The sequence below is a fragment of the Pigmentiphaga litoralis genome, from assembly GCF_013408655.1.
In the GTDB taxonomy this organism is placed as follows: domain Bacteria; phylum Pseudomonadota; class Gammaproteobacteria; order Burkholderiales; family Burkholderiaceae_B; genus Pigmentiphaga; species Pigmentiphaga litoralis_A.
In genome coordinates, this window is the sequence record NZ_JACCBP010000001.1 from 800,808 (window position 1) to 826,250 (window position 25,443).

Genomic DNA, 25,443 nt, shown 5'->3' on the forward strand with positions numbered 1-25,443 from the left:
GAAAGACGGCGACATCTCGATGGCAGCGCCTTCCTTCGTTAATCGACTCTATGCGGAAATCACAACGCTGGCAGATCTTTTCATGTCGGTTTGTAAATGCTGGAGCGGCCGCTGGCGCGGCTCGGGCTGTCCGAACACGACTGACACAAGGTGCCATCCGGCGCGTAAGGGGTTGACCATTCTGCCGCCCGACCGCTCCCGGGATGCGATGCGCCTGCTGTCCCTGCCTCATCCCTGTCATGGACGGGATTCCGGGTGGTCGATTCAGTCGCGCACGCCGTATTGGCGCTGCCTCTGGCGGGCTTGCCGTGGGTTGTTGCGCCTCGTCACCAAAGCGTCATGTGTATCGGCTTAGGCACCCGCGGCCACGAATTTGGCACGCGGGCGGATCATTTGCCCGGCGCGCCGTTGTTCCTGCACATGGGCGACCCAACCCGCGGTGCGCGCCAGCATGAACACTGCGCCGGTACTGTAGCGAGGCAGCCCGATCGCTTGGGCTACCGCCAGCGCACCCAATTCATGCCGGGGTGGCAAGCCCATGTCTTGCGAGACCTGGTCGACAAAATCGAGCAGCATACGCAGACGCTTGTTGCCGTCGGACCGTTCGCGTGCAATGGCCAGCAAGCCCACCGCGCGCGCATCGCCCTCGGGGTAAAGCGGATGGCTGAAGCCGGGAACGCCCAGCCCCTGCTGATGCAGGGCCACCGCGCGTTTCATCAACGCCGGACGCGACGCGCCGGCATGCAGGAAGTCTTCGATCCGGTCATAGTTGCGGGACAGCTCGACGCCTGAAGCACTGCACAGCGCCGCCGATACGCAACTGTGCAGCGATGCACCCACCGAGGCCGCCACCCGCGCAACGAACGTGCTTGACGACAATTCGTGATCGGCAAACAGCACCAGCACCACCTGCAGGGCATGCACGTTCGCCGCATGCGCATCGACACCCATGGCTTCCAGCAGGCGCTGCGCGACCGACCCGCGCCCGCCCCGATGAAAGCTGCGCGCCGGGCCGATCATGCCGAAGCATCCTGCCATGGCGGTGATGATCTCGCGCGCGGCGTCTTGCGTCTGACCACCCACGATGCGTTCTTCGACCGTGCCGCGCGCCAACCCGAGCCGCAGCACGACCATGGCCAGGATCTCGGCCAGTTCGCCATTGCCTTGCGGCACGCTCAGCACGGGGGCGATCGCCGTTGCGACTGACGGGGGCAGGGCACGCCGCGGCCACGCGATATCCGGGTGCCACAACCCTGTCCACAGCAGTTCGGCCACGGCTTCGAAGCTGCCGCCACTGACTGCCAGGTCCATGGCGAGCCGGCCGCGATAGCGTGGGCCCTCGGGCGTCAGTTCAGTAATCGAGGTCGGCACCACCGGCTCGCCCCATTGCAGCGCCGCGCCCGCGACAGCCCCGTGGCCAGACCGCGCCATCGAGCGGGCCTGGACACGCAGGATGTCGTCTCGCCGGTAGAGACGTTCCTTGGTGCCGACCTGCTTGACGCTGCGGATCAGCCCCTTGCTGACATAGGCGTACAGCGTCTGGATACGGATGCCGAGCAGGGCGGTGGCTTCAGCCGAAGTCAGGTAGATCCGGGCGGCATCATCAGGCGGCATAGGTTGAACGTGCAATCAAGATTGATCAATGTGAAGTTCAATCTTACAGTGCGTTCCACACCCATAAGACCGGAGACCCGCATGACTCTTCCCGTGCCCAGCCCTGCCGCCACCGTCAGGCGCGACATTCCGCAGCCTTCCCGCAGCGAGGGCATCTGGGGCAGCGACGCGCTCGCCGAAATGATTCGAAGCCTGGACATTCCGTATGTCTGCCTGAATCCCGGCTCGAGCTTTCGCGGCCTGCACGACAGCCTGGTGAATTACCTGGGCAACCAGAAACCGCAGATGCTGCTGTGCCTGCATGAAGAACATGCCGTGGCCATGGCGCATGGTTATGCCAAGGTCACCGGCAAGCCGCTGGGCGCCATCGTGCACAGCAACGTCGGCCTGATGCACGCCACCATGGCCATCTATGACATCTGGTGCGATCGCCTGCCGGTCGTCATCATGGGCGCCACCGGCCCCGTCGATGCGGCCCGCCGCCGTCCATGGATCGACTGGCTGCACACCGCGCAAGACCAGGGCGCGCTGGTGCGCCACTACACCAAATGGGACTGCCAGCCGGCATCGGTGGGCGCATCGTATGAAGCGCTGCTGCGCGCCAAGCAGATCGCCGAAACCGCGCCGCCCGGACCGACCTATGTCTGCTTCGATGCGGCCATGCAGGAACAGAAGCTGGATGCGATCCCGCCGCTGCCCGATGCGTCCCGTTATGCGCCGCCGCCCACCACCTATCCGGATCCCAAGCTGGTGGATCAGGCGTTGGCGCTGCTGAAGGGGGCGAAGAACCCGATGATCCTGATGGGCCGCGCCACACGGGACAAGGCCGCCTGGGACCGCCGCGTGCAACTGGCTGAAACGCTGAACGCCAAGGTGCTGACCGACCTGAAGACGGGCGCCGCCTTCCCGACCGACCATCCGCTGCACCTGGCGCCCCCGGGCGTCTTCCTGTCCGGCGACACGGGCGCGCTGCTCAAGCAGGCCGACGTGGTGCTGAGCCTGGACTGGGTCGACCTGGCGGGCACGCTCAAGCAGGGCTGGGGCAATGCGCCCGTCGGCTGCAAGGTCATCCAGGTATCGGTCGATCAATACATCCACAACGGCTGGAGCATGGACCACCAGGGCCTGCCGCCCGCCGACATCTACCTGGCCTGCGGGATCGAACCCGTGGTCGAAGAACTGCTGGCGCGACTGGACGTCAAGCCGGCCAGCGACTACACGCCGGCCGAGTGGGCCAAGCCTGCCGCCGCGGCTGATGGTTCGATCAGCATCCACGCGCTGGCCGCGACGCTCAAGGACGTGGTCGGTGACGATGACATCTGCCTGATGCGCCTGCCGCTGGGCTGGGCCGGCGACATGTGGCACTTCCGTCATCCGCTCGACTACCTGGGCGGCGACGGCGGTGGCGGCATCGGGTCCGGACCGGGCATGTCGGTGGGGTCGGCGCTGGCCTTGAAGGATACGGGCCGCCTGCCCGTGTCCATCCTGGGCGATGGCGACTTCATGATGGGCAATGCGGGCCTGTGGACTGCGGCCAATGCCGGCATTCCGATGCTGATCATCACGGCCAACAACCGGTCCTTCTTCAACGACGAAGTGCACCAGGAACGCGTGGCCAAGGAACGCGGCCGCCCGGTCGAAAACCGCTGGATCGGCCAGCGCATCGATGACCCGGCGCCCGACCTGGCCATGATGGCGCGCGCCCAGGGGCTCAAGGGTGTCGGCCCGGTCACCGACCCCGCCAGCTTGGCCGACGTGCTGCGCGAAGCCATTGCCGCGGTGCGTGAAGGCGCTGCCGTGGTGGTGGACGTGCACGTGACCGCGGGCTACAGCCCGTCCATGGCCGCCGGCATGACCCGCAGCCACGACGAATGAACCGATACGAACGAGGCCTTTCATGAGCAGCACCGTGTCTACCGCCCCCAAGAAGGGCAGCATCGATCCCGCCACCGTGATCCCGACCCATCGCGACCTGTTCTACGGTGGCGAATGGCATGCGCCGGCCAGTGGCCGTTACGTGCCCACCCTGAACCCCGGCCTGAACCGGCAGGTGGGTGAAGCCGCCGACGCCGACGCCGCCGACGTCGATGCGGCCGTCAAGGCTGCCCACGCCGCCTATCCGGCCTGGCGCCGCATGAAGCCGATGGAGCGCGCCGCCATCATGCGCCGCGCCGCCACCGTGCTGCGCGATCATGCCGAAGAACTTGCGCTGATCGATGCCATCAACACCGGCAATCCGGTGTCCGAAATGATTTCGGACGCCAATATCGCGGCCGCCAGCCTCGATTACTTTGCGGGCGTCGTGATGGAATTGAAGGGATCGACGATCCCGATGGGCGACGACCGCCTGAATTACACGCTGCGCGAACCGCTGGGCGTGGTGGCCCGCATCGTGGCCTACAACCATCCCTTCATGTTCGTGGGCGCCAAGATCGCCGCCCCCCTGGCCGCCGGCAACACGGTCGTCATGAAGTCGGCCGAACCGGCGCCGCTGTCGGGCATCCGGTTGGCCGAACTGATCGGCCCGATCTTTCCGCCGGGCGTGCTCAACATCCTGAGCGGCGGCAAGGAATGCGGCCAGGCGCTGACCGTGCATCCGCTGGTCAAGAAGATCACCCTGATCGGCAGCGTGCCGACCGGCAAAGCGATCATGCGCAGCGCGGCCGATTCGCTCAAGCCCGTGCTGCTGGAACTGGGCGGCAAGAATGCCCTGATCGGCTTTCCGGATGCCGACGTCAAGGCGCTGACCGACGGACTGGTGCGCGGCATGAACTTCACGTGGGCGGGCCAATCCTGCGGATCGACCAGCCGCGCGTTCATTCACGCATCGATCTACGACCAGGTGGTGGAGGGCGCTGCCAGGCTGACGTGCGAACGGCACAAACCCGGCATGGCGACCGACTGGTCCACGACCATGGGCTGCGTCATCAACCAGACCCAGTACGACAAGATCATGAAGTACATCCTCTCGGGCAAGGAAGAGGGCGCGCGGCTGGTGATCGGCGGCAAGCATCCGGACACCGAAGGGCTGGCCGACGGCTTCTTTATCGAGCCCACCATCTTTGCCGACGTGAATGCCGACATGACCATCGCCCGCGAAGAAATCTTCGGTCCGGTCCTGTCGATGTTCAAGTGGGAAGACGAAGACGAACTGTTCGAGATGGTGAACCGCGTCGAACTGGGCCTGACTGCATCGATCTGGACGCGCGACCTGGTCACGGCCCATCGTGCCGCGCAACGTGTGGAAGCAGGCTATGTCTGGATCAATGACACCAGCAAGCATTTCCTGGGCGCGCCGTTCGGCGGCTACAAGCAGTCGGGCATCGGCCGCGAAGAATGTTTTGAAGAACTGCTGGAGTTCTCGCAGATCAAGAACGTGAACGTCAACCTGGCGCCGTGAGGTAAGCCCTTCATTGCGCCTTCTACCCGGGACGGGGCCGGGGCCCCGTTCCTTGCACGACCGCAGTCCACACAACGAGCGCACAGCGCCAGGCCCCTTGCGGGCCACCGAGGAGACAGCATGACCTTCATTCGCACCCTGATCGCCGCCGCGATCGGCACGGCCGTTCTGGCCAGCCCGTTGGCCGCAGTGGCCGCTGACGCCTATCCCAACAAACCGATCCGGCTCGTCGTGCCGTTCGGCCCGGGCGGCGGCACCGACATCGTCGGCCGGCTGGTCGCACCGTATCTGTCAGCCAAGCTGGGCCAGCAGGTCATTGTCGAAAATCGCGCCGGTGCCGGTGGCGCCATCGGCTCGAACCTGGTCGCCAAGGGCGCGCCCGATGGCTACACGATCCTGTTTACGGACACCGCGCGCACCATCGGCCCGTACATGCAGAAGGACCTGGCCTTTGACATCTCGAAAGACCTGCAGCCGCTGGGCCTGATCGCCGGCACGCCCTTGCTGCTGCTGGCCAATCCGAACATTCCGGTCAAGTCGTTCGCCGAACTGATCACCTATGCCAAGGCCAACCCCGGCAAGCTGAACTACGGCAGCTCGGGCAACGGCACGCCGCAGCACTTTGCCGTCGAACTGCTCAAGGCCGCCAGCGGTATCGACATTACGCACGTGCCTTACAAGGGCGCGGCTGCCGTGGTGACCGATGCGGTGGGCGGCCAGGTGGACCTGGCCTCCGCCACACCCGCGCCGTCGGCCGAATTCATCCGCACCGAGCGGCTGCGCCCGCTGGTGGTCATGGAGCCCAAGCGCCTGGCCAGCCTGCCCAACGTACCCGCTGCGGCCGAGAAGTATCCCGACGTGGTGCTGAGCATCTGGTTCGGCCTGATGGTGGCGTCGGGTACCGATCCGGCGATTCGCAAGAAGCTGGAAACTGCCGTGAACGAGGTGGCTGCAAATCCGGAGTACGTCGAAAAGCTGCGCACGGCGGGCTTCGAGCCCAATAGCGAAAACGCCGGGCAGTTCAAGGCGCGCATCGAGCGGGAACTGAAGGTGTTTGGAGACGTGGCGAAGAAGGCGGGGATCAAGCCGGAATAGGGATCCGGCCGGGGGCATCGGCTGCGTGGTCTATCCGGCCTGCGCCAGCAGATGGTCCAGCAACTGGCGAGCGGGCAGGGGCAGTTGATCCGGGGCCCGCACGCACACCACCACCTGCCGGCGCGTCCAGGCGTCGGTCAACCGCAGCCTGCGGATACCGGCCGCGCGACCCATCCGCCGCGCGGCCGCTTCGGGAACCACGGCCACGCCCGCGCCGCGCCCGACCATCCGGCAGATGGCGTCCATGCTGTCCAGCCGCACCCGATACGCCAGCGTCTTGCCCGCCAGCCTGGCGTGGTGCGTCAACAATGCGGCCATGGCGCCTTGCTCTGCCTGACCGATGAAGGGTTCGTCGAGCACGTCCGCGAATGCGACGGACCTGCCGTCAGCCAACGGGTGGTCCTTAGGCAGAATCAGCAGCAGCTGATCCGCCCTGAATGGCATCACGATCAGGCCTTGCAGGTCGGCCGCGTCCGACGCCACGCCGATGTCGCACATGCCGGTGCGCACGCCGTGGGCGATGTCGGCGCTGGTGTGTTCATGCACATCCAGCGACACCAATGGGTGCGCCACCAGGAAATCCGCCAGCACTTCGGGCAAATGTTCACTGATGGCCGCGGCATTGGCGCGCAGCCGGACATGGCCCCGCACCCCGTTGCCGTACTGGTTCAGCTCGCCCTTCAGATGCTCCATCTGCTGGGTAACCAGACGTGCATGATGGGCAAGCGTGCGCCCGGCAGGCGTCTCGGTCACGCCCCGCCGATTGCGAATCAGCAGCGGTTCGCCCAGCGCCGCTTCCAGGTCGCGGATGCGTTCGCTGGCAGACGCCAGGGTCATGTGCGACCGCTGCGCACCGCCCGTAATGGAGCCGGCTTCGCAGATATGAAGGAAGAGTTGCAGGTCGGTCAGGTCAAGGCGCATGGGCAAATCGTAGCAGGCCAGGTGGCAATGTCCTGGCCGCGACGCCTGCACGGCATGATCCGGATGAATCAGGCAAAGCCTGAGGCACCTTGCGCTTCTTCCCGATGCAGACCCTGCGCATGCCGAGCGCACAATGGCGTGACGTTACGGCCGATGCTGTCACCCCACCGGTCCGCCCGCCGTCATCCCGACCTTTTCTACCGAGTTCGCGCACCATGTCTGCTTTCTGGTCTCCCCTTGTGGCTGCCTTGTTTTCCCCTGTCGCCCTCGCAACCATCGTCATCTTTGGGGTGGCGGGCTGCGTGAAGGGCATCGTCGGATTGGGGCTGCCGACGGTCGCGATGGGTTTGCTGGCGTTGGTCATGCCACCTGCGCAGGCCGCGGCGTTGCTGATCATCCCGGCCTTCCTGACCAACGTGTGGCAGGCCCTGCCGTGGCGATCGGCGTGGCGCGTGCTGCGCCGCCTGGCCGGCATGCAGGTGGGCGTGTGTGCGGGCACGTGGCTGGCGGCCTGGAAGTGGGGAGCCCCATCGGGCGCCGGTGCGGCCTACCTGCTCGGTGGCGCGCTGATGGCCTACGGCGCGTGGGGGTTGCTGGCTCGGCCCCTGCATCTGTCACGGCAGACCGAGCGTTGGCTGGGGCCACTGGCAGGCGCAGCGACCGGTGCCATTGCAGCAATCACGGGCGTGTTCGTCATTCCTGCCGTCCCGTACTTGCAGTCGCTGGGCCTGACCCGCGACGAGCTGGTCCAGGCCATGGCCATCAGCTTCATGATCTCGGTGGCGGCGCTGGCGGTGGTGCTGGCCCGCAGCGCCGATATCTCGCTGGGTGTGGCCGGGGCGTCGGCGCTGTTGTTGCTGCCCGCATGGGTGGGGATGCTGATCGGCCAGCGCATACGCCATGCGTTATCGCCCACGGTGTTCCGCCGATGTTTCCTGGGCAGCCTGATTCTTCTGGGCGGCTACATGGTCGTAGCGCAAGCGATCAAAGGCTGACCTTGTGCGGTGAAGGCGTGCTGTGTCCGCTAGGCCTGTCGACTATCCAGCGTGTCGCGACGAACATCCAGCGCCACCAGCCGGTCGCGCAGCAAGCCCGGAAACCGCGCATACCAGACGGCATTCAGCGGAGACGGGTGGGGCAGGGGGCAGAGCGTCAATGGACAGGATGCTGTCGTGGACGTCTGCAACGAGACTGTCAGTGTGCGGACGAACCGGTCGTCGCGCGCCCAGAACGCATCCAGCTGCGCGCGCGTGTCCGCCGGCTGCCCGATGCCAAACCACAGGAACGCTTCGCGCCCCAGCGTGATCACGGTATCGCCGCGCCACACGTTCAGCAGCAAGTCGGCGATCAGCGGTTGGAAGCGCCGCTTGGCCGCCATGGACCAGGCTTTGTTGCCAATTGGCTTGTAGGGAACGGTGTTGATCCAGAAGAAGTCATCCGTGAGCGCGCTCAATGTGTCCATGTCGGCTGCGGCGTGTCCCGTCAGGTGTTCCTGAATCACGCGCCGCACCAGTTGGCCCCCCGCGCCAATAAACGGTTCGCCGCGCCGCACTTCGTCGCGGCCCGGATCCCGCCCGAAAAAGGCGATGCGCCGGGTGGGCGCACCCAGGCCCAGGATGGGATCCAGCGGATCCTTGCCGCTGGCGGTGTAGGCGTCGATGTCGATGCCCTGCAAGTCGCGGGCAGCGGCGCGAAAGGCGGCCAGACGGGCGGGGGTCAGGGGCATGTCGGGGGGCAGGAAGGGGGATCGAAGTCCGACATTGTGCCTGCGCCAATGGAATGCCTGCGCAAGACAAAAAAACGGCGCCACCCGAAGGTGACGCCGTTTCATTACTGCAGGCTACTGATTACAGGCTAAGGATTACGCGCCGACAGGCTTGCCGTCCGTGCGACGCACCACCACGGTCGACGACCGTGCCGGCAGGTTGGCCGAGGGCCACTTGCCAGTCGGGTGCTGGATGTTGATGAAGAACGTCGTCAGGTCCGGCGTGTAGGCGATGCCGGTGATTTCGCAACCGGTCGGGCCGGCCAGGAAACGCTTGGATTCGCCGGTCTTCTGGTCGATGTAGTACATCGAGTTATTGCCGAAGGTGTCCGTGATGTTGGCGCCGGTACCCGAGTCGGTCTGGACCCACAGGCGACCTTGCGGGTCAATGCGGATGCCGTCCGGGCTCGAGAACGTATTGCCGACGATGTTGCCCTTCAGGTTCGTGGCAGCGATCGATGGGTCACCCGCTTGCAGCAGCAGGTCCCACGTGAAGGTCGTGGCCAGCGGCGAGTTGCCGGCTTCCTTCCAACGGACGATATGACCGTGGGCGTTGTCGACACGCGGGTTGGCGGCGTCGACACGCTTGCGGCTGCCGTTGTTGGTCAGCGTGCACAGCACGGTGCCGTCCTGGCCGACCGTGATCCACTCCGGACGGTCCATCAGCGTACCGCCAGCCACACGGGCGGCCGACTTGGTGTTGACCAGCACGTCGGCTTGCGTGTTGAAGTTCACGACGGTCGATGGGGCAACGGCGCCCACGGCGACTTGCGTGAAGTTGCCCGGATCGGTCGCACCGACCACCAGGCCGTTCTTGCCCTGGGTCAGCTCGACCCAGTTGCCCGAACCGTCGCCGTTGAAGCGCGCGACGTACAACGTGCCTTCGTCCAGCAGGTTGGCGTTCGCGGCGCGGTTGGCCGGATCGAAAGCCTTGCTCGGGATGAACTTGTAGATACAGCCCGGCGTGCCGTCATCGCCCATGTAGAACGCAACGCGGTTGGCCGAGTTCGTCATGTAGGCGGTGTTTTCGTGGTCGAAGCGGCCCATGGCCGTGCGCTTCGTGGGCTGGACCAGCGTGCCCAGCGGATCGATTTCCACGACCCAGCCGTAGCCGACTTCCGGCTGCGTCGGATCCAGGTAGTTGTCGGTCGACTCTTCACAGGTCAGGTACGTGCCCCACGGCGTATGGCCGCTCGAGCAGTTGTTCAGGGTACCGACGACCGTGTTGCCCACGACCGATTTGGCCGGGCCGCCGACCTGGTAGACCGTGTTGCCGGTGTAGCGCTTGTTGTAGGTTGAGTTCTGCTTGACCGACCACTTGCCGTCGTCGGCACGCTGCACTTCAATGACCGACACGCCAACGTTCGACAGGGCGATCTTCTTCTGTTCCGCAGTGGCGGTGGCGGCGTTGTAGCTGCCGGCGAACAGGATGGCGGTATCCAGCGCTTCGTGGTTGATGGCGAGCAGGCCACCCTTTTGCGGATCAACGTTCGGGATCGCGTAGAAGTGCATGCCGTCATGCTGGCCACCGGACTGGCGCTCGGTTTCAGCGGACGTCTGGAAGGCGCCCTTGTAGCCGGTCGAGCCGGCAACGACCGGGTCACCGGCCGAGAAGATCACTTCGGCCACATAGCCGTTCGGAACGATCACGGCGTCAAATGCCGGCGCAGCGCGGTCGGTGACCTTGGCAATCGGCGTGAAGGTCACGCCGTAGTTCAGTGCGGGAGAGGTCGGCGTCGACGTACCGTTGTCGTTGTCGTCGCTGCCACCACAGGCTGCCAGGCTGGTAACGCCGAATACCGACAGCATCGACAGGCCAAAGCCGCTTTTCAGCATGGTGCGACGGCTAGGATTGGCCGCCACGATGTCTTCCAGCATCTGACCTTCAACGGTCACCACGCCTTGCTCGGCGCGTTTTTTGGCGCGGAACTCGTCTGTCAAATAGGACATGCAAACCTCTTAATTTGGTGGGGTAGGCTTCAGGCGATGCACTGCATCCGGCTGAAACTGACCGCAAGCTTAAAGAGGCAATATGACGATTCCGTGAATGTTCTCAGCTATTTGTCAGGATGATTCTGCTGCGACCGGTTCCGCGCACACGTCCACCCACTGCGCCCCGGTCAGGTCCGCCATGCGCTGCGGCGCGATGCGGATCGCGGAATGGATGTCACCGGCGGCAGGCAAGACCACGTCGTACGCCTGCAGCGCCACGTCGCACAGCACGGGCAGCGGCGTGGCCAGGCCGAAGGGGCATACGCCGCCCACGGGGTGGCCCGTCAGCCGCGCCACGTCGTCGGCTTCAAGAAAGCGGGGCTTGCCGCCCAGGGCCGCTTTCATTTTCTTGTTGTCCAGGCGGCGGTCGCCCGGGGTCACCACCAGCACCACCCGTTCGCCAATGCGCAAGGACAGCGTCTTGGCGATCTGGCCGGGCGCCACACCATGGGCTGCCGCGGCCAGGGGCACGGTGGCCGTGCTGGTGTCGAGTTCGATCAGGTCGATGTCGGGAGCGTGTTCGTCAAGAAAGCGGCGGACCGAAGCCAGGCTCATGAAACAGGTACTCCGAAAGCAAGGGTCAGGAAAGCCAAGGGTCAGGAAAGAAACGTGACGAAGTCATCAATCGCCGCGCGCTCGGTCGTCAGGCGGTTGGCGATGGCGTCGGGGTCGGCGTAGCCCAGGGCCATGCCGCACACGAAGGTCTCGTTGTCGGGCAGCGCCAGCTCGGCGCGGATGACCTCGTGAAAGCCGTTGAAGGCCGCTTGCGGGCAGGTGTCCAGCCCGCGCCCGCGCGCCGCCACCATGATGGATTGCAGGAACATGCCGTAGTCCAGCCAGCTGCCTTGCTCCATGGTGGTGTCGATGGTGAAGAGCAGGCCGACCGGCGCGTCAAAGAAGCGATAGTTGCGGCCGTGTTGTGCGTGCATGGCTGGCTTGTCGCCCTTGCCGATCCCCAACAGGCCGTACAGGTCCCAGCCGACCTTGCGGCGGCGCGCCAGATAAGGCTCGATCCACTGGCGCGGGTAATAGGCATAGGGCTCGGACTGCGCAGCCGCCTTGTGCGGATCGTTGTAGACGGCAACGATGGCGTCCGACAGTGCCGTCAGTCGGTCCCCCGTCAGCACGTAGACTTTCCAGGGCTGCACATTGCTGCCCGACGGGGCGCGGGACGCCACCTGCAGAATGGCTCGTACATCCGCCTCGGGCACCGGCCGCGGCAGGAATGCGCGGACGGATCGCCGGCTGGTAATCGCGGCGTCGACCACCGTGGCGGTTGAGGAAGCGTCGGTCGCGAAAGCGGAGGTCATAGGTCGGCTCGTTGGTTTTTACCGTGGTTGCCCAAATTCACGGCGGCCCGATGGGGTCACGTGGGGCCGGGCTTCGCAGCCCGGCCAGGGCGATTTTATCCACATGATCTGTGGATAATTTTTGGGCCGTCGGCCACTTGACTGTGGACGGACGGGCGCGCCATGCTCAACCGTTTGCGATCAGTTCTTGAGCCGGTAACCGGTGCGGAAGATCCACCGCACGCCCAGCATGCAGAGCAGAAGGAACACCAGCGTCATGCCGACGCTGGCGAACAGGCTGACGTCCGCCACGCCATAGAAGGCCCAGCGGAAACCGCTGACCAGATACACCACCGGATTGAACAGGGTCACTTTCTGCCAGAAGGGCGGCAGCATGTCGATCGAATAAAAGCTGCCGCCCAGGAAGGTCAGCGGGGTCACGATCATCATCGGAATGATCTGCAGCTTTTCGAAGCCGTCGGCCCAGATGCCGATGATGAAACCGAACAGGCTGAAGGTGACCGCGGTCAGGACCAGGAAGGTCACCATCCACACCGGGTGCACGATCTCGAACGGAATGAACAGCCTGGCGGTCACCAGCATGATCAGCCCCAGCATGACCGACTTGGTCGCCGCGGCGCCTACGTAGCCGATCACGATCTCGACATACGACAGGGGGGCCGACAGGACCTCGTAGATCGTTCCGGAATACTTGGGCATGTAGATGCCGAATGACGCGTTCGAAATGCTTTCATTCAGCAACGACAACATGATCAGGCCGGGAATGATGAAGGCCCCGTAGCTGATCCCGTCGATGGCCACCATGCGCGAGCCGATGGCCGAGCCGAACACCACGAAGTACAAGGACGTGGAAATGACCGGTGATGCAATGCTCTGCATCAGGGTGCGGAAAGTGCGCGCCATTTCAAAGCGGTAGATAGCGCGGATGGCGTACAGGTTCATGCGTCCCCCCGGACCAGGCTGACAAAGATGTCTTCAAGCGAACTCTGCGAAGTCTGCAGGTCCTTGAACTCGATGCCGTTCTCGCTCAACAGGCGAAGCAGGCCGGCGATTTCACTGCGCTGCCCTTCGTTGTCGAAGGTATAGATCAGCTTGCAGCCATCGGGCGACAGGTCCAGCCGGTAATGCGCCAGCGCCGCGGGCACGGCAGACAGCGGGTGCTGCAGTTCCAGCGTCAGCTGCTTCTTGCCGAGCTTTTCCATCAACGCCGTCTTTTCTTCGATCAGCACGATTTCGCCGCGGTTGATGACGCCGATGCGGTCCGCCATCTCTTCGGCTTCTTCGATGTAGTGCGTGGTCAGGATGATGGTGACGCCGTTCTCGCGCAGCTGGCGCACCATTTCCCACATGCCGCGGCGCAGGTCCACGTCCACGCCCGCGGTGGGCTCATCCAGGAACAGGATGCGGGGTTCATGCGACAAGGCCTTGGCAATCATGACCCGGCGCTTCATGCCGCCCGACAGCGCCATGATGCGGCTGTCGCGCTTTTCCCATAATGACAGGTCGCGCAGGATCTTTTCGATGTAGGCGGGATTGGCCGGCTTGCCGAACAATCCCCGGCTGAAGTTGACGCTGCTCCACACGCTCTCGAACATGTCGGTGGAGATTTCCTGGGGCACCAGGCCGATCTTGCCACGCGCCGCGCGGTAGTCATCGCGGATGTCGTGGCCGTCGGCCATGACCGTGCCTTCGCTCGCATTGACGATGCCGCAGATGATGCTGATGAGGGTGGTCTTGCCGGCCCCGTTCGGTCCGAGCAGGGCAAAGATTTCGCCCTGGCGGATATCGAGGTCGATGTGTTTGAGCGCCTGGAAGCCCGACGCATAGGTCTTCGACAGGTTCTTGACGGATACGACGGGCTGCACACGGGCTCCGGTCAACGAAAAAGAGAGGGCCAAGAATAGCAGCCGCAGCCGATCGCCCGCTTCAGCCCACGAAGGATTCGAACACGATGTTGCGTAACCACTGGTTTGCCGGGTCCTTGTGGAACTTGGCGTGCCAGAACAGGTTGATGCCGATCGGGGGCAGGGGCAGCGGGTGCGGCACGTGCTTGAGCCCGAACGGTCCGGCCGACCGCAGCGCGTACCGTTCGGGCACCGTGGCCAGCATGTTCGTGGTGCTCAGGATGTGCCCCACGGCCACGAAGTGCGGCACCGTCAGCAGCGCGCGCCGCGTGCCCTTGGATTCGATGATCTCGTCCATGCGCGCATGGCCCGTGCCCTGGGACACCACCACCACGTGGTCGGCATCAAAGAAGCGTTTGGCCGTCAGCTTCCTGCCGTCCACCTCGTGCCCCGCGCGGAACATGCACACATAGCGCTGCAGGAACAGGCGGCGCTGGAAAAAGCCGGTCTTGAGCTGGGGAATCAGCCCGACCGCCACGTCGACCTGGCCCGCCTCCATGGCGTCGGCCAGGTGATCGAGCGTGTTGCGCACCGTGCTGAGGGTGACGAAGGGCGCTTCGGTCGCCAGGCGGTCCATCAGCCTGGGCATCAGGTCGATCTCGCCCAGGTCGGTCATGCTGATCGTGAACTTGCGCGTGCTGGTGGCCGGATCGAAGGTGCTGCGCTGGTTCAGGCTGCTGTGGATGGCATTCAGGGCATAGGCGATCGGCTCGGCCAGCTGCGCGGCGTAGGGGGTGGGTTCCATGCCGCGCGCGGTACGAATGAAGAGCTCGTCGTCCAGCAGCAGGCGCAGCCGCTTGAGCGCATTGCTGACCGCCGGCTGGGTCAGGCCCAGCGACGCGGCAGCGGCCGACACGCGGCGTTCGGTGATGAGCCGCTGGAAGACCACCAGCAGATTCAGGTCGATGTCCTTCAGGTCCATGGGTATTCCCGGGGTCGCCTACGGTCGTGCCTGCGTTCGCAATCACGCCCGCAGCAGTATTCACAGCCGTGATTATCAAGATTCACGACATTCTATATATTAATTTTTCTTCGCTCTCTACACTGCGTCCATAAACACAACAATGCAAGCCGAGACAGCTTCATGGAACTTCACGTAGAGCCCCAGGGCAGATCCCTAACGTTCGAAGCCGGCGCCAACCTGCTCGACACGCTGCGCGCCAACGACGTGCCGGTGTCGTACAGCTGCATGAGCGGCCGCTGCGGCACCTGTCGGTGCAAGGTGCTGGACGGCGACGTGCTCGAGTCCGGTCGCGAGATCACCTACACCCGGCCACGCGGCGACACCGAAGGCCGTTACGTGCTGGCCTGCATGAGCGTGCTCACCCAGTCCTGTCGGATCGAGGTGCCCGAGGCCGACGAGGTCGTGACCCATCCGGCGCGCATCCTGAAAGCCACCGTGGCGCATATCGACCCCCTGGCCCACGACATCATCGGGCTGCGTCTGAAGTCCGCCAAGCCACTCGCGTTTTCTCCCGGCCAGTACGCCACCCTGCAGTTCAGCCCCGATCACATCCGCCCCTATTCGATGGCGGGCGTGGCAGGCGATGAACTGCTTGAATTCCATGTCCGTAAGGTGCCCGACGGCCGCGTGACCGGCTATGTGCATACCGACCTGAAGGTGGGCGATACCGTGCGCGTCAGCGGCCCGCTGGGCACCGCCTACCTGCGCCGCCGCCACGAAGGCCCCATGCTGTGCGTGGCCGGCGGCACCGGCCTGGCGCCCGTGCTGTCGATCGTGCGGGGCGCCCTGGCTGGCGGCATGACCAATCCCATTCACGTGTACTTCGGCGTACGCTCGGTACAGGACGTGTATTGCGCGGAGCGCCTGAGCGACCTGGCGGCACGCCATGCCAACCTGCGCACCCACATCGTGGTCGCCGCAGGCGCCCCGGGGGCGGGCATGCGGGGCGGCTGGGTGACCGACGCGGTCGACCAGGACTGGCAGGACCTGACCGGCTGGCGGGTGTACCTGTGCGGTGCGCCCCCCATGGTGGAAGCCGCCGCCTTGCTCGCCGCACGCAAGGGCGCGGCGCCGGAGCATATTCACGCTGATGCGTTCTACGCGGCAGCTTAGACACATGCATGACGCGTTCTACGCGGCAGCTTAGCCATTACAAGGAGACACGATCATGAATGCGCAAATCCAGATCGATGACACCGCGCGCCAACGCGCCGCCTACTACGACCGCATCTCTCAAAGCAGCCTGACGCCGCTGTGGGAAGTGCTGGGCGCCCTGGTGCCCAAGCAGCCGAATTCGCCCGCCGTGGGCGCGCTGTGGAAATACGCCGACATCCGCGACTACGTTATGGAAGCCGGCCGCCTGATCACGGCCGAAGAAGCCGAGCGCCGCGTGCTGATCCTCGAGAACCCCGCCATGCGCGGCAACTCGTCCATCACACAGACGCTGTACGCGGGCCTGCAATTGATTCTGCCCGGCGAGATCGCACCGGCACATCGTCACACCCAGAGCGCGCTGCGCCTGGTGCTGGACGGGGAGGGCGCCTACACCGCCGTCGACGGCGAACGCACCACCATGAAACGGGGCGACTTCATCATCACGCCGGCCTGGACCTACCACGACCATGGCAACCTGGGCGACACCCCGGTGGTGTGGCTCGATGGTCTCGACATCCCGCTGCTGCGTTTCTTTGACGCCGGCTTTGCCGAGCACGGCCATACCGTGGCGCAGTCCGAACTGCGGCCCGAAGGCGACGCCCTGGCGCGCTATGGCAACAACATGCTGCCCATGGATTTTCAGCAGACGTCCGCCCAGCCCACCAAGGTGTTCGTCTATCCCTTTGCCCGTACCCGCGAATCGCTGCTGTCGATTGCGCGCACGGCGGCCGATCCGCACATGGGCCACAAGCTGCGTTTCGTGAACCCGGCCACGGGTGCCTCGCCCATGCCGACCATGGGCGCCTTCGCCCAGCACCTGCCTGCCGGTTTCGAGACGCAGTCTTACCGGTCCACCGACGGCACGGTGTACGCCTGCCTGGAAGGTGAAGGCGTCGCCGAGATCAATGGCGAAGCGTTCCCCTTCCAGCCCAACGACGTTTTTGTGGTTCCGTCCTGGCACACCCTGCGTCTGCAGGCGCGCAAGGACACGATCCTTTTCAGCTATTCCGATCGCCCGGCCCAGCAGTCCCTTGGCCTGTGGCGCGAACAGAAGTTGTGATCCAGGCCGCGCGGCATCCATCCCGCGGCCATCGACATTCATTTGATTCGACCAAGGAGTCTTCATGACCTACGCCATTGCCCAACCGGCACAAGTTGCGCTCGACATCGTCGGCACCGACGATCAGTTTCCCGTCAACCGCGTGTTCTGTGTCGGCCGCAACTATGCCGCGCATGCCCGCGAAATGGGCCGGGATCCGGATCGTGAGAAGCCTTTCTTTTTCATGAAGCCGGCCAACGCCGTCGTGCAGGCGGGCGAGACCGAGATCACCATTCCCTATCCGCCCCAGACCAGCAACTTCCATCATGAAATCGAACTGGTGGCGGTGATCGGCACGGGCGGCAAGGACATCGCCATCGACCAGGCGCTTGAACACGTCTACGGCTACGCCGTGGGCCTGGACATGACGCGCCGCGACCTGCAGCTGGATGCGCGCGACAAGGGCCGCCCCTGGGAATTCGGCAAGTCGTTTTCCAAGTCGGCGCCGATCGGCCCCATTTCGCGAGTCAGCGACATCGGCCATCCGGACAAAGCCGCGATTGCGGTCACGGTGGACGGCCAGACCAAGCAGAGTTCCGACATCGACATGCTGATCTGGTCGGTAGCTGAATCGATCGCCTACCTGTCGCAGTACGAGACGCTGGAACCCGGTGACGTGATCATGACCGGCACGCCCGAAGGTGTTGGCGCAGTCAAGCCAGGTCAGGTCATGCACGGCACGATCGAAGGCCTGACGCCCATTACCGTGCGCGTCGCAGGCTGATTCCGTCACACCAATGGAGGAGACCGCCATGGAAACGACCGCAGCGAACGCGCCGGTATTCCCGAACGACCCCGCCTGGCAGGGCGAGGGATCAAGCCGTATTCCGTTCTGGGCCTACACCGACGAGGCGCTCTACAAGAAAGAACTGGAACGTTTTTTTTACGGCAAGCACTGGTGCTATGTCGGCCTGGAAGCCGAGATCCCGAACCCGGGCGACTTCAAGCGCACGGTAGTGGGCGAACGTTCGGTATTGATGACGCGCGACCAGGAAGGCGGCATCAACGTGGTCGAGAACGTGTGCGCGCACCGCGGCATGCAATTCTGCCGCGAACGCAACGGCAACAAGAAAGACCTGGTCTGTCCCTACCACCAATGGAACTATTCCCTGAAGGGTGACCTGCAGGGCGTGCCGTTCCGGCGCGGGGTCAAGCAGGACGGCAAGGTCAACGGCGGCATGCCGAAAGACTTCAAGACCGAAGACAACGGATTGAACAAGCTCAAGGTTGCGACGCGCGGCGGTGTGGTCTTTGCGTCGTTCGACCACGACATCGAAAGCCTCGAAGACTTTCTGGGGCCCGATATCCTGCGTTACTTCGACCGCCTGTTCAACGGCCGCAAGCTGACGATTCTTGGCTACAACCGCCAGCGCATTCCGGGCAACTGGAAGCTGATGCAGGAAAACATCAAGGACCCGTACCACCCGGGCCTGCTGCATACCTGGTTCATCACCTATGGGCTCTGGCGCGCCGACAACAAGTCGGAACTGAAGATGGACAGCCACCATCGTCACGCGGCCATGATTTCGACGCGCGGCAACAGCGGCGCCAAGAACGAAGTCACCAGCGGGGTCACCAGCTTCAAGGAAAGCATGGAGATCAACGACAAGCGCCTGCTGGACATCGTGCAGGAAGACTGGTGGAAAGGTCCCACGGCCGTGATGATGACCGTGTTCCCGAGCGTCATCTTCCAGCAGCAGGTCAACAGCGTGTCGACCCGGCATATCCAGCCGAGCGGCACCGGGGCGTTCGATTTCGTCTGGACCCACTTCGGATTTGAAGACGACACGCCCGAGATGACGCAGCGCCGCCTGATCCAGTCCAACCTGTTCGGCCCGGCGGGCTTCGTGTCGGCGGACGATGGCGAGGTGATCGAGTTTTCGCAAAGCGGTTTCGAGCAGAAGCCCTATCACCGCGCGCTGGCCGAACTGGGCGGCACCGAGGTCGGCAACACCGATCACATGGTGACTGAAACGCTGATCCGCGGCATGTATGGCTACTGGCGCGATGTGATGGAGGTATGACGATGGACCCGATGCACACCTTCCTTGCCGTGCAGGATATCTACACGGATTACACCGCCGCCGTCGACAACAACGATTGGGACGCATGGGCCGACCTGTTCCTGGAGACCTGCGAATACAAGGTCCAGCCGCGGGAAAACTTTGAACGCGGCTTTCCGCTCGCGACCATGTGGTTCCTGAGCCGCGGCATGCTGCGCGATCGTGGATACGGCATCAAGGAGACGCTGTTCCACGACCCGTACTACCAGCGGCATATCGTGTCGGCGCCGCGCATTTTGAGCGCCGAAGACGGCGTGATCGTGAGCGAAGCCAACTACGCCGTGTTTCGCACCAAGCTCGATGGCGAGTCGACCGTCTTCAATGTCGGCCGCTATCTGGACCGCCTGCGCACGACCGAAGACGGTCTGCGTTTCGAACAACGCTTTTGCATCTACGACTCGGAAATGATTCCGAACTCAATGATCTATCCCATCTGAGGACGCTCCCATGACGCAATGGCTGGATGTCGCGGCACGCGACGACATACCCGACGACGATGTGATCGGCGTGGATCTGGGCGGCAAGAGCCTGGCGCTGTACGGGGTCGAAGGCGAGGTCTACGCCACCGACAACATCTGTACGCACGGCCACGCACGCCTGTGCGATGGCTTCCTGGAAGGCCACGAGATCGAATGCCCGCTGCACCAGGGCCGCTTCGACATCCGTAGCGGCAAGGCCATGTGCGCGCCGCTGACGGAAGACGTCAGGACCTATCCGATCAAGGTCGAAGACGGCAGGGTGCTCGTCGAGCTGCCCTGACCCACCGCGCGCCGTCTGGCGCGCGTTGACAACAATCACAACTCAGGTACGGAGACTAGGCATGAACACCATGCAAGGGGTACTGCTGTCCGCAGCATTTACAACATTGGCCGCCACGGGCGCCGCGCAGGCACAGGTCAAGGTCGGTTTTTCGGCGCCATTGACCGGTGGCCAGGCCGCGGTCGGCCAGGATCAGATCGACGGCTTCACGCTCGCGGTCGAGCAGCTGGGCGGCAAGTTTGGCGGCAAGACCGTCACGGTCTTCAAGGAAGATGACCAGCTCAAGCCCGAGATCGGCAACCAGATCGTCCGCAAGTTCATCGAGAAGGATCGGGTGGATGCGATCGTGGGCCTGGGCTTTTCCAACGTCATGATGGCCGGCCTGAAGCAGATCGTGGATTCCGGCACGGTGGCCATCGCCACCAATGCCGGCCCGTCGCCCGTCGCCGGACCGGCCTGCGCGCCCAACGTGTTTTCGACCGCGTGGCAAAACGACGGCGCGGCCGAAGCCATGGGCAAGTATGTGCAGGACAAGGGCTACAAGCGGGTCTACCTGATGGCGCCCAACTACCAGGCCGGCAAGGACATGCTGCAAGGCTTCAAGCGCTTCTTCAAGGGCGAGATCGTTGACGAGGTCTACACGCAGGTGGGGCAGACCGACTACTCGGCCGAAATTTCCCAGCTGCAAGCCGCCAGGCCCGACGCCGTTTTTGTGTTCTATCCGGGCGGCATGGGCGTGAACTACGTCAAGCAGGTCAGCCAGGTCGGCCTGATGGCCAAGACGCCGCTGTTCTCGGTGTTCACGATCGACGGCACGACCTTGCCTTCGCAGCGCGACGCGGCGGTCGGCAGCATCTACACCGCGATGTGGGACGCCGCCCTGGCCACGCCCGAAAACAAGCGTTTCGTGGATGCCTTCCAGGCCCGCTACAAGCGCGTGCCCAGCGAATACGCCGCCACGGCCTACGACGCGGCCCAGCTGCTCAATGTGGCTGTCGCCAAGGCGGGCGGCAACACGTCCGACAAGAAAGCCTTTGCGGCCGCGGTCAAGGCGGCCGGGTCGGAATTCAAGTCGGTGCGCGGCCCGTTCAGCTTCAACACGAACAACCTGCCGGTGCAGAACTACTACGCCTTTGAAGTGGGCAAGGGCAGCCCGCAGCCCGTGGTCAAGGAACTGGGCGTGACCCTGGCGAACCACAAGGACGCCTACTACGCCAAGTGCGCCGCGCGCTAGGACACGGCCATGACCCTCAACCTGTTGCTGACGCAATTGCTGAACGGGCTGCAGTACGGCGTCCTGCTGTTCCTGCTCGCGGCCGGCCTGACGCTGGTGTTCGGGATCATGAGCTTCGTGAACCTGGCGCATGGCTCGCTCTACATGATGGGCGCCTACTTTGCGGCCAGCGCCTATAACTTCACGCAGTCCTTCACGATGGCCGTGGTCGCGGCGATCGCGGGCTGTGTGGCGCTGGGCATGATCCTGGAGCGGGTGGCGGTGTCGCGGCTCTATCACCGCGATCACCTGGACCATGTGCTTGTCACCTTCGGCATGGTGCTGTTCTTCAACGAGATCGTGCGGCTGATCTGGGGATCGCAGCCGTACTTCCTGCCGGTGCCGGGCTGGCTCGACAGCACGGTCGACCTGATGGGCATCACCTATCCGGCCTACCGGTTCGCGATCATCGCGGTCGGCCTGCTGGTGGCGGTCGGGGCGCATGCGCTGATGCACCGGACGCGGCTGGGCATGCTGATCCGCGCCGGGTCGCTCAATCCGCAGATGGTGGGCGCGCTCGGGGTCAACATCAAGCTGCTCAACGCCATCCTGTTCGCATTGGGCGCGGCGCTGGCCGGGCTGGCGGGTGTCATGGCCGGACCCTTGCTGTCCGTGCAGTCAGGCATGGGGGAACCCGTGCTGATCACGACCCTGGTCGTGATCGTGATCGGCGGCATCGGGTCGGTCAGCGGCGCGTTCTATGCCGCCCTGGTGGTCGGCGTGGCCGACACCCTGGGCCGGGTCTTCCTGCCTCTGATGATGCGGGAGATGATGGCGCGCGACATTGCCAACGCCGCCGGCCCCGCGCTGGCGTCCATGCTGATCTATGTGCTCATGGCCGTGGTGCTGGCCGTGCGTCCGCAGGGTCTCTTTCCAGTGGGGAAAAAATGATGGCTACCTCGTCGTCGGGCTGGCGTCTGCCGGTCGTCGTGCCGCTGTTGGTCTTTGCCTTGCTGCTGGCGGTGCCGGTGGCGTCGTGGGCCACGGGCGAAGTGTTCTGGGTCGCGTTCTTCGCCCGCATCGTGATCTATGCGATCGCGGCCACCGCGCTCAACCTGGCGCTGGGTTATGGCGGTCTGGTCAGCCTGGGGCATGCGCTGTTCCTTGGCGTGGGCGCGTATAGCGTCGCGATCCCTGCCTTTCATGGCATCGACAACGGATGGGTGCATCTGGCGCTGTGTATCGGCTGTTGCGCGGTGCTGGGCCTGGTCACGGGTGCGATCAGCCTGCGCACGTCGGGCATCGCCTTCATCATGATCACGTTGGCCTTTGCACAGATGGGCTATTTCCTGTTCGTCAGCCTGAAGCAATACGGTGGTGATGACGGCACCAGCATCGTGGCGACCAGCCGCCTGCTCGGGCTGGATCTGGGCGGCGTCTACACCGTGTACCTGGTGTCGCTGGCCGTGCTGATCGGACTGACCTGGTGGATGGCGCGTTTGCGTGTCGCGCCCTTTGGCATGGTGCTGCGCGGCGGACGGCAGAATTTTCGCCGGGTCAACGCGTTGGGCGTACCCGCGCGCAACTACCAGCTGACGGCGTATGTGCTGTCGGCGGTGTTGTGCGGCATCGCCGGCATGCTGCTGGCCAACCTGAACGCCTTTGCGTCGCCCAGCACCCTGTCGTGGGTCGTGTCGGGTGACCTGATCGTGATGGTGGTGCTGGGCGGCATGGGCTCGGTCTTTGGCCCCTTGCTGGGCGCGCTGGCCTTTATCGGCATGGAAGAGATCCTGAAGATGGTGACCGAATACTGGATGGCGATCTTTGGTCCGATTATCGTACTTGTCGGTCTGTTAGGCCGCGCGGGCATCCAGGGGTTTCTGGTGTCATTGAGCGAGCGGCGGTCACGCCAGGTGGCGTCCAAGGCGTCGCCTGCCGGCTCACTGCCGGCGGAGGTGTCGCCATGAACCCCGTGTTGCTGCAAACCGAGGCCCTGGTCAAGCGTTATGGCGGCCTGCTGGTGACTGACGCGGTGTCGCTCGACATCCGCGCCAATGAGGTCCACGCCATCATCGGCCCGAATGGCGCGGGCAAGACGACACTGATCAACCAGCTGTCGGGCGAACTGCGATCCAACTCGGGCAAGGTGCTGTTCGCGGGCAAGGACGTGACGGGACAGGACATTGCCCAGCGCGCCCGCCAGGGCCTGCTGCGGTCCTACCAGATCACGTCGATCTTCGAGGACTTCACGGTGCTGGAAAACGTTGTGTTCGCGGCGCTGGGCGCCAAGGAACACGCCTTTCGGTTCTGGCGCCCGATGCTGGGCCGCGCCGACCTGGTCGCACGTGCGCGGGAGGCTCTGGAAGACACCGGATTGTCGGGCCGCGCGGCGGTCTCGGCGGCATCCCTGGCCTACGGCGAGCGGCGGCAGCTGGAACTGGCCATGGCCCTGGCCGCCGAGCCGACGGTGCTGCTGCTGGACGAACCCATGGCCGGCATGAGCTCGCAGGAATCCGCCGCGGTGGTGGCCTTGCTGCATCGGCTCAAGCAGCGTTACGCCATCCTGCTGATCGAGCACGACATGGACGCGGTGTTCAAGCTGGCCGACCGGATCACGGTGCTGGTGTATGGCAAGACGTTGGTGTCGGGTACGCCCGATGAGATCCGCAACAATGCCGAGGTACGCGCCGTGTACCTGGGCGATACGGCTCATGCATGACGCCAGCCGCCTGAGGAATCCACGATGACAACACTATTGGAAGTGCGCGACCTGCATGCGTCGTACGGCAATGCGCAGGCCCTGTTCGGCGTGTCGTTCGACGTGCGCGAGGGCGAAGTCGTGACCCTGCTCGGACGCAACGGCATGGGGCGGTCCACCACCGTCAAATGCCTGTTCGGGCTGCTGCCCACCACATCCGGCAGCATGCATTTCGCAGGGGAATCGACCGTAGGCCTGCCGTCCCATCGCATCGCACGGATGGGCCTGGGGCTGGTGCCCGAAGGTCGGCAGGTCTTCAGCAATCTGTCGGTGGAAGAAAACCTGGTGGCCACGGCGCGCCTGGCCAAGGCCACCGGCGGCATGGCGAAAGCGGGCGGTCAGACGTCCTGGGGCCTGGACCGCGTCTACGGTTTTTTCCCGCGATTGAAAGAGCGCCGCGATAATCTGGGGTCGCAGTTGTCGGGCGGCGAGCAGCAGATGCTGGCGATCGGACGCGCATTGATGACCAATCCCCGCATCCTGGTGCTCGATGAAGCCACGGAAGGGTTGGCGCCATTGATCCGCGCGGAAATATGGCAGGCCCTGACCGAACTCAAGCGGGATGGCCTCGCCCAGATCGTGATCGACAAGAATGTCGGTGCACTGATGGACTTTGCCGACCGCCACTACGTGCTCGAAAAGGGCAAGGACGTCTGGAACGGGACGTCCGCCGCCTTGCGAGGCGAAACCCACATCATCCATACCTATCTTGGAGTCTGACCATGGCCCACGCCGCGCCAGCCACTGACCGTGTGCTGCACAACTACTTTCGCAGCTCGTCGGCGTACCGCGTCCGTATCGCCCTGAACCTGAAGGGGCTGCCCTATGACTACGTGCCTGTGCACCTGACCCGCAACGGTGGCGAGCAGTTCGCGCCGGCCTTTCGGGCCAGGAACCCGCATGCGCTGGTGCCGGTGCTGAATGACCAGGGCCACGAAATCCATCAGTCGATGGCGATGCTGGAATACCTGGAAGAGGCGTATCCCGAACATCCCCTGCTGCCGTCGGACCTGGGCGACCGTGCCTATGTACGCCAGCTGGCCATGCTGATCGCATGCGAAATGCATCCGATCAACAACCTGCGCGTACTGAAGTACCTGACCGGTACGCTGGGCCTGGACGAAGCGGCCAAGACGGCGTGGATCCATCACTGGCTGGGCCTGGGCCTTGCGGGGCTGGAAGCGGAGCTGTCGGCGTCCCCGCGCCGTGGGCAGTTCTGCTTTGGCGACACGCCGACGCTGGCGGACTGCTGCCTGGTGCCTCAGGTATTCAATGCCAAGCGGTTTGCGCTGGATCTGACGCCGTATCCGACCGTGACGGCGATTGTGGATGCCTGCGAGGCCGTGCCGGCGTTCCAGGCGGCGCATCCGTCGCGTCAGCCCGACGCGGAATAAGGGGAAGGGGGCGCCTGAAGGCGTTGCGGGCAGGGCG

25 protein-coding genes are annotated in these 25,443 nt (G+C 64.5%); 16 read left to right on the plus strand and 9 right to left on the minus strand.

Annotated elements, in window-relative coordinates:
• Positions 1 to 351 precede the first annotated feature (351 nt).
• On the minus strand, positions 352 to 1,614 hold the full coding sequence (locus HD883_RS03455; protein ID WP_179587815.1) for a citrate synthase: 1,263 nt from the start codon (positions 1,612 to 1,614) through the stop codon (positions 352 to 354).
• Between the two features lie 81 nt (positions 1,615 to 1,695).
• Between HD883_RS03455 and HD883_RS03460 the strand changes: the two genes are divergently transcribed.
• The 3 genes from HD883_RS03460 to HD883_RS03470 all read left to right on the plus strand — a co-directional run bounded on the left by HD883_RS03460 (position 1,696) and on the right by HD883_RS03470 (position 6,109).
• Entirely contained in the window at positions 1,696 to 3,489 is a 1,794-nt protein-coding gene (locus HD883_RS03460; protein WP_179587814.1) for a thiamine pyrophosphate-binding protein, read from the plus strand.
• Positions 3,490 to 3,511: 22 nt separating this feature from the next.
• Entirely contained in the window at positions 3,512 to 5,014 is a 1,503-nt protein-coding gene (locus HD883_RS03465; protein ID WP_179587813.1) for an aldehyde dehydrogenase family protein, read from the plus strand.
• A 120-nt stretch (positions 5,015 to 5,134) separates the two neighbouring features.
• Positions 5,135 to 6,109, plus strand: a complete 975-nt coding sequence (locus tag HD883_RS03470) for a Bug family tripartite tricarboxylate transporter substrate binding protein (protein WP_179587812.1) — start codon at positions 5,135 to 5,137, stop codon at positions 6,107 to 6,109.
• Between the two features lie 30 nt (positions 6,110 to 6,139).
• Here the strand turns inward: HD883_RS03470 and HD883_RS03475 are convergent, their stop codons facing one another.
• On the minus strand, positions 6,140 to 7,030 hold the full coding sequence (locus HD883_RS03475) for a LysR substrate-binding domain-containing protein (RefSeq protein WP_179587811.1): 891 nt from the start codon (positions 7,028 to 7,030) through the stop codon (positions 6,140 to 6,142).
• Between the two features lie 215 nt (positions 7,031 to 7,245).
• Between HD883_RS03475 and HD883_RS03480 the strand changes: the two genes are divergently transcribed.
• Positions 7,246 to 8,025: a sulfite exporter TauE/SafE family protein gene (locus HD883_RS03480; RefSeq protein ID WP_179587810.1), complete on the plus strand. Its 780-nt coding sequence runs from the start codon at positions 7,246 to 7,248 to the stop codon at positions 8,023 to 8,025.
• Positions 8,026 to 8,054: 29 nt separating this feature from the next.
• Here the strand turns inward: HD883_RS03480 and HD883_RS03485 are convergent, their stop codons facing one another.
• From HD883_RS03485 to HD883_RS03515, 7 genes are all read right to left on the minus strand, one after another.
• Positions 8,055 to 8,756 carry a uracil-DNA glycosylase family protein gene (locus HD883_RS03485; protein ID WP_179587809.1) on the minus strand — a complete coding sequence of 234 codons (702 nt, stop codon included), beginning with the start codon at positions 8,754 to 8,756 and terminating at the stop codon, positions 8,055 to 8,057.
• Between the two features lie 135 nt (positions 8,757 to 8,891).
• Positions 8,892 to 10,745: a PhoX family protein gene (locus tag HD883_RS03490; RefSeq protein ID WP_179587808.1), complete on the minus strand. Its 1,854-nt coding sequence runs from the start codon at positions 10,743 to 10,745 to the stop codon at positions 8,892 to 8,894.
• A gap of 114 nt (positions 10,746 to 10,859) precedes the next feature.
• Positions 10,860 to 11,342: a YbaK/EbsC family protein gene (locus tag HD883_RS03495; protein ID WP_179587807.1), complete on the minus strand. Its 483-nt coding sequence runs from the start codon at positions 11,340 to 11,342 to the stop codon at positions 10,860 to 10,862.
• Positions 11,343 to 11,383: 41 nt separating this feature from the next.
• Positions 11,384 to 12,097 (minus strand): nitroreductase, encoded by a 714-nt coding sequence (locus HD883_RS03500; protein ID WP_179587806.1) that lies wholly within the window; start codon positions 12,095 to 12,097, stop codon positions 11,384 to 11,386.
• 180 nt (positions 12,098 to 12,277) lie between these two features.
• Positions 12,278 to 13,039 (minus strand): ABC transporter permease, encoded by a 762-nt coding sequence (locus HD883_RS03505; RefSeq protein ID WP_179587805.1) that lies wholly within the window; start codon positions 13,037 to 13,039, stop codon positions 12,278 to 12,280.
• Complete coding sequence (locus tag HD883_RS03510) at positions 13,036 to 13,962, minus strand: ABC transporter ATP-binding protein (protein WP_179587804.1); 927 nt, start codon at positions 13,960 to 13,962, stop codon at positions 13,036 to 13,038. The genes HD883_RS03505 and HD883_RS03510 overlap by 4 nt, the downstream gene beginning before the upstream one ends.
• A 61-nt stretch (positions 13,963 to 14,023) precedes the next feature.
• A complete protein-coding gene (locus HD883_RS03515; RefSeq protein WP_179587803.1) occupies positions 14,024 to 14,923 on the minus strand; it encodes a LysR family transcriptional regulator in 900 nt (299 codons plus the stop codon).
• 162 nt (positions 14,924 to 15,085) lie between these two features.
• Between HD883_RS03515 and HD883_RS03520 the strand changes: the two genes are divergently transcribed.
• From HD883_RS03520 to maiA, 12 genes are all read left to right on the plus strand, one after another.
• Positions 15,086 to 16,078, plus strand: coding sequence for a 2Fe-2S iron-sulfur cluster-binding protein (locus HD883_RS03520; protein WP_179587802.1), 993 nt, complete (start codon positions 15,086 to 15,088; stop codon positions 16,076 to 16,078).
• A gap of 55 nt (positions 16,079 to 16,133) precedes the next feature.
• Positions 16,134 to 17,180, plus strand: coding sequence for a gentisate 1,2-dioxygenase (gene gtdA, locus HD883_RS03525; RefSeq protein ID WP_179587801.1), 1,047 nt, complete (start codon positions 16,134 to 16,136; stop codon positions 17,178 to 17,180).
• 64 nt (positions 17,181 to 17,244) lie between these two features.
• Positions 17,245 to 17,943 (plus strand): fumarylacetoacetate hydrolase family protein, encoded by a 699-nt coding sequence (locus tag HD883_RS03530; RefSeq protein ID WP_179587800.1) that lies wholly within the window; start codon positions 17,245 to 17,247, stop codon positions 17,941 to 17,943.
• A 28-nt stretch (positions 17,944 to 17,971) separates the two neighbouring features.
• Positions 17,972 to 19,243 carry an aromatic ring-hydroxylating dioxygenase subunit alpha gene (locus tag HD883_RS03535; RefSeq protein WP_179587799.1) on the plus strand — a complete coding sequence of 424 codons (1,272 nt, stop codon included), beginning with the start codon at positions 17,972 to 17,974 and terminating at the stop codon, positions 19,241 to 19,243.
• A 2-nt stretch (positions 19,244 to 19,245) separates the two neighbouring features.
• Complete coding sequence (locus HD883_RS03540) at positions 19,246 to 19,719, plus strand: aromatic-ring-hydroxylating dioxygenase subunit beta (protein ID WP_179587798.1); 474 nt, start codon at positions 19,246 to 19,248, stop codon at positions 19,717 to 19,719.
• A gap of 10 nt (positions 19,720 to 19,729) precedes the next feature.
• Positions 19,730 to 20,041 carry a non-heme iron oxygenase ferredoxin subunit gene (locus HD883_RS03545; protein WP_179587797.1) on the plus strand — a complete coding sequence of 104 codons (312 nt, stop codon included), beginning with the start codon at positions 19,730 to 19,732 and terminating at the stop codon, positions 20,039 to 20,041.
• A gap of 61 nt (positions 20,042 to 20,102) precedes the next feature.
• Positions 20,103 to 21,275 carry an ABC transporter substrate-binding protein gene (locus HD883_RS03550; RefSeq protein ID WP_373563302.1) on the plus strand — a complete coding sequence of 391 codons (1,173 nt, stop codon included), beginning with the start codon at positions 20,103 to 20,105 and terminating at the stop codon, positions 21,273 to 21,275.
• Positions 21,276 to 21,284: 9 nt separating this feature from the next.
• Positions 21,285 to 22,205: a branched-chain amino acid ABC transporter permease gene (locus HD883_RS03555; protein ID WP_179587796.1), complete on the plus strand. Its 921-nt coding sequence runs from the start codon at positions 21,285 to 21,287 to the stop codon at positions 22,203 to 22,205.
• A complete protein-coding gene (locus tag HD883_RS03560) occupies positions 22,205 to 23,221 on the plus strand; it encodes a branched-chain amino acid ABC transporter permease (RefSeq protein WP_179587795.1) in 1,017 nt (338 codons plus the stop codon). The genes HD883_RS03555 and HD883_RS03560 overlap by 1 nt, the downstream gene beginning before the upstream one ends.
• Positions 23,218 to 23,973, plus strand: coding sequence for an ABC transporter ATP-binding protein (locus HD883_RS03565; RefSeq protein WP_179587794.1), 756 nt, complete (start codon positions 23,218 to 23,220; stop codon positions 23,971 to 23,973). The genes HD883_RS03560 and HD883_RS03565 overlap by 4 nt, the downstream gene beginning before the upstream one ends.
• Positions 23,974 to 23,997: 24 nt before the next feature.
• Positions 23,998 to 24,732 (plus strand): ABC transporter ATP-binding protein, encoded by a 735-nt coding sequence (locus HD883_RS03570; RefSeq protein WP_179587793.1) that lies wholly within the window; start codon positions 23,998 to 24,000, stop codon positions 24,730 to 24,732.
• 2 nt (positions 24,733 to 24,734) lie between these two features.
• Positions 24,735 to 25,406 (plus strand): maleylacetoacetate isomerase, encoded by a 672-nt coding sequence (maiA, locus tag HD883_RS03575; RefSeq protein WP_179587792.1) that lies wholly within the window; start codon positions 24,735 to 24,737, stop codon positions 25,404 to 25,406.
• The last annotated feature ends 37 nt before the right edge of the window (positions 25,407 to 25,443 follow it).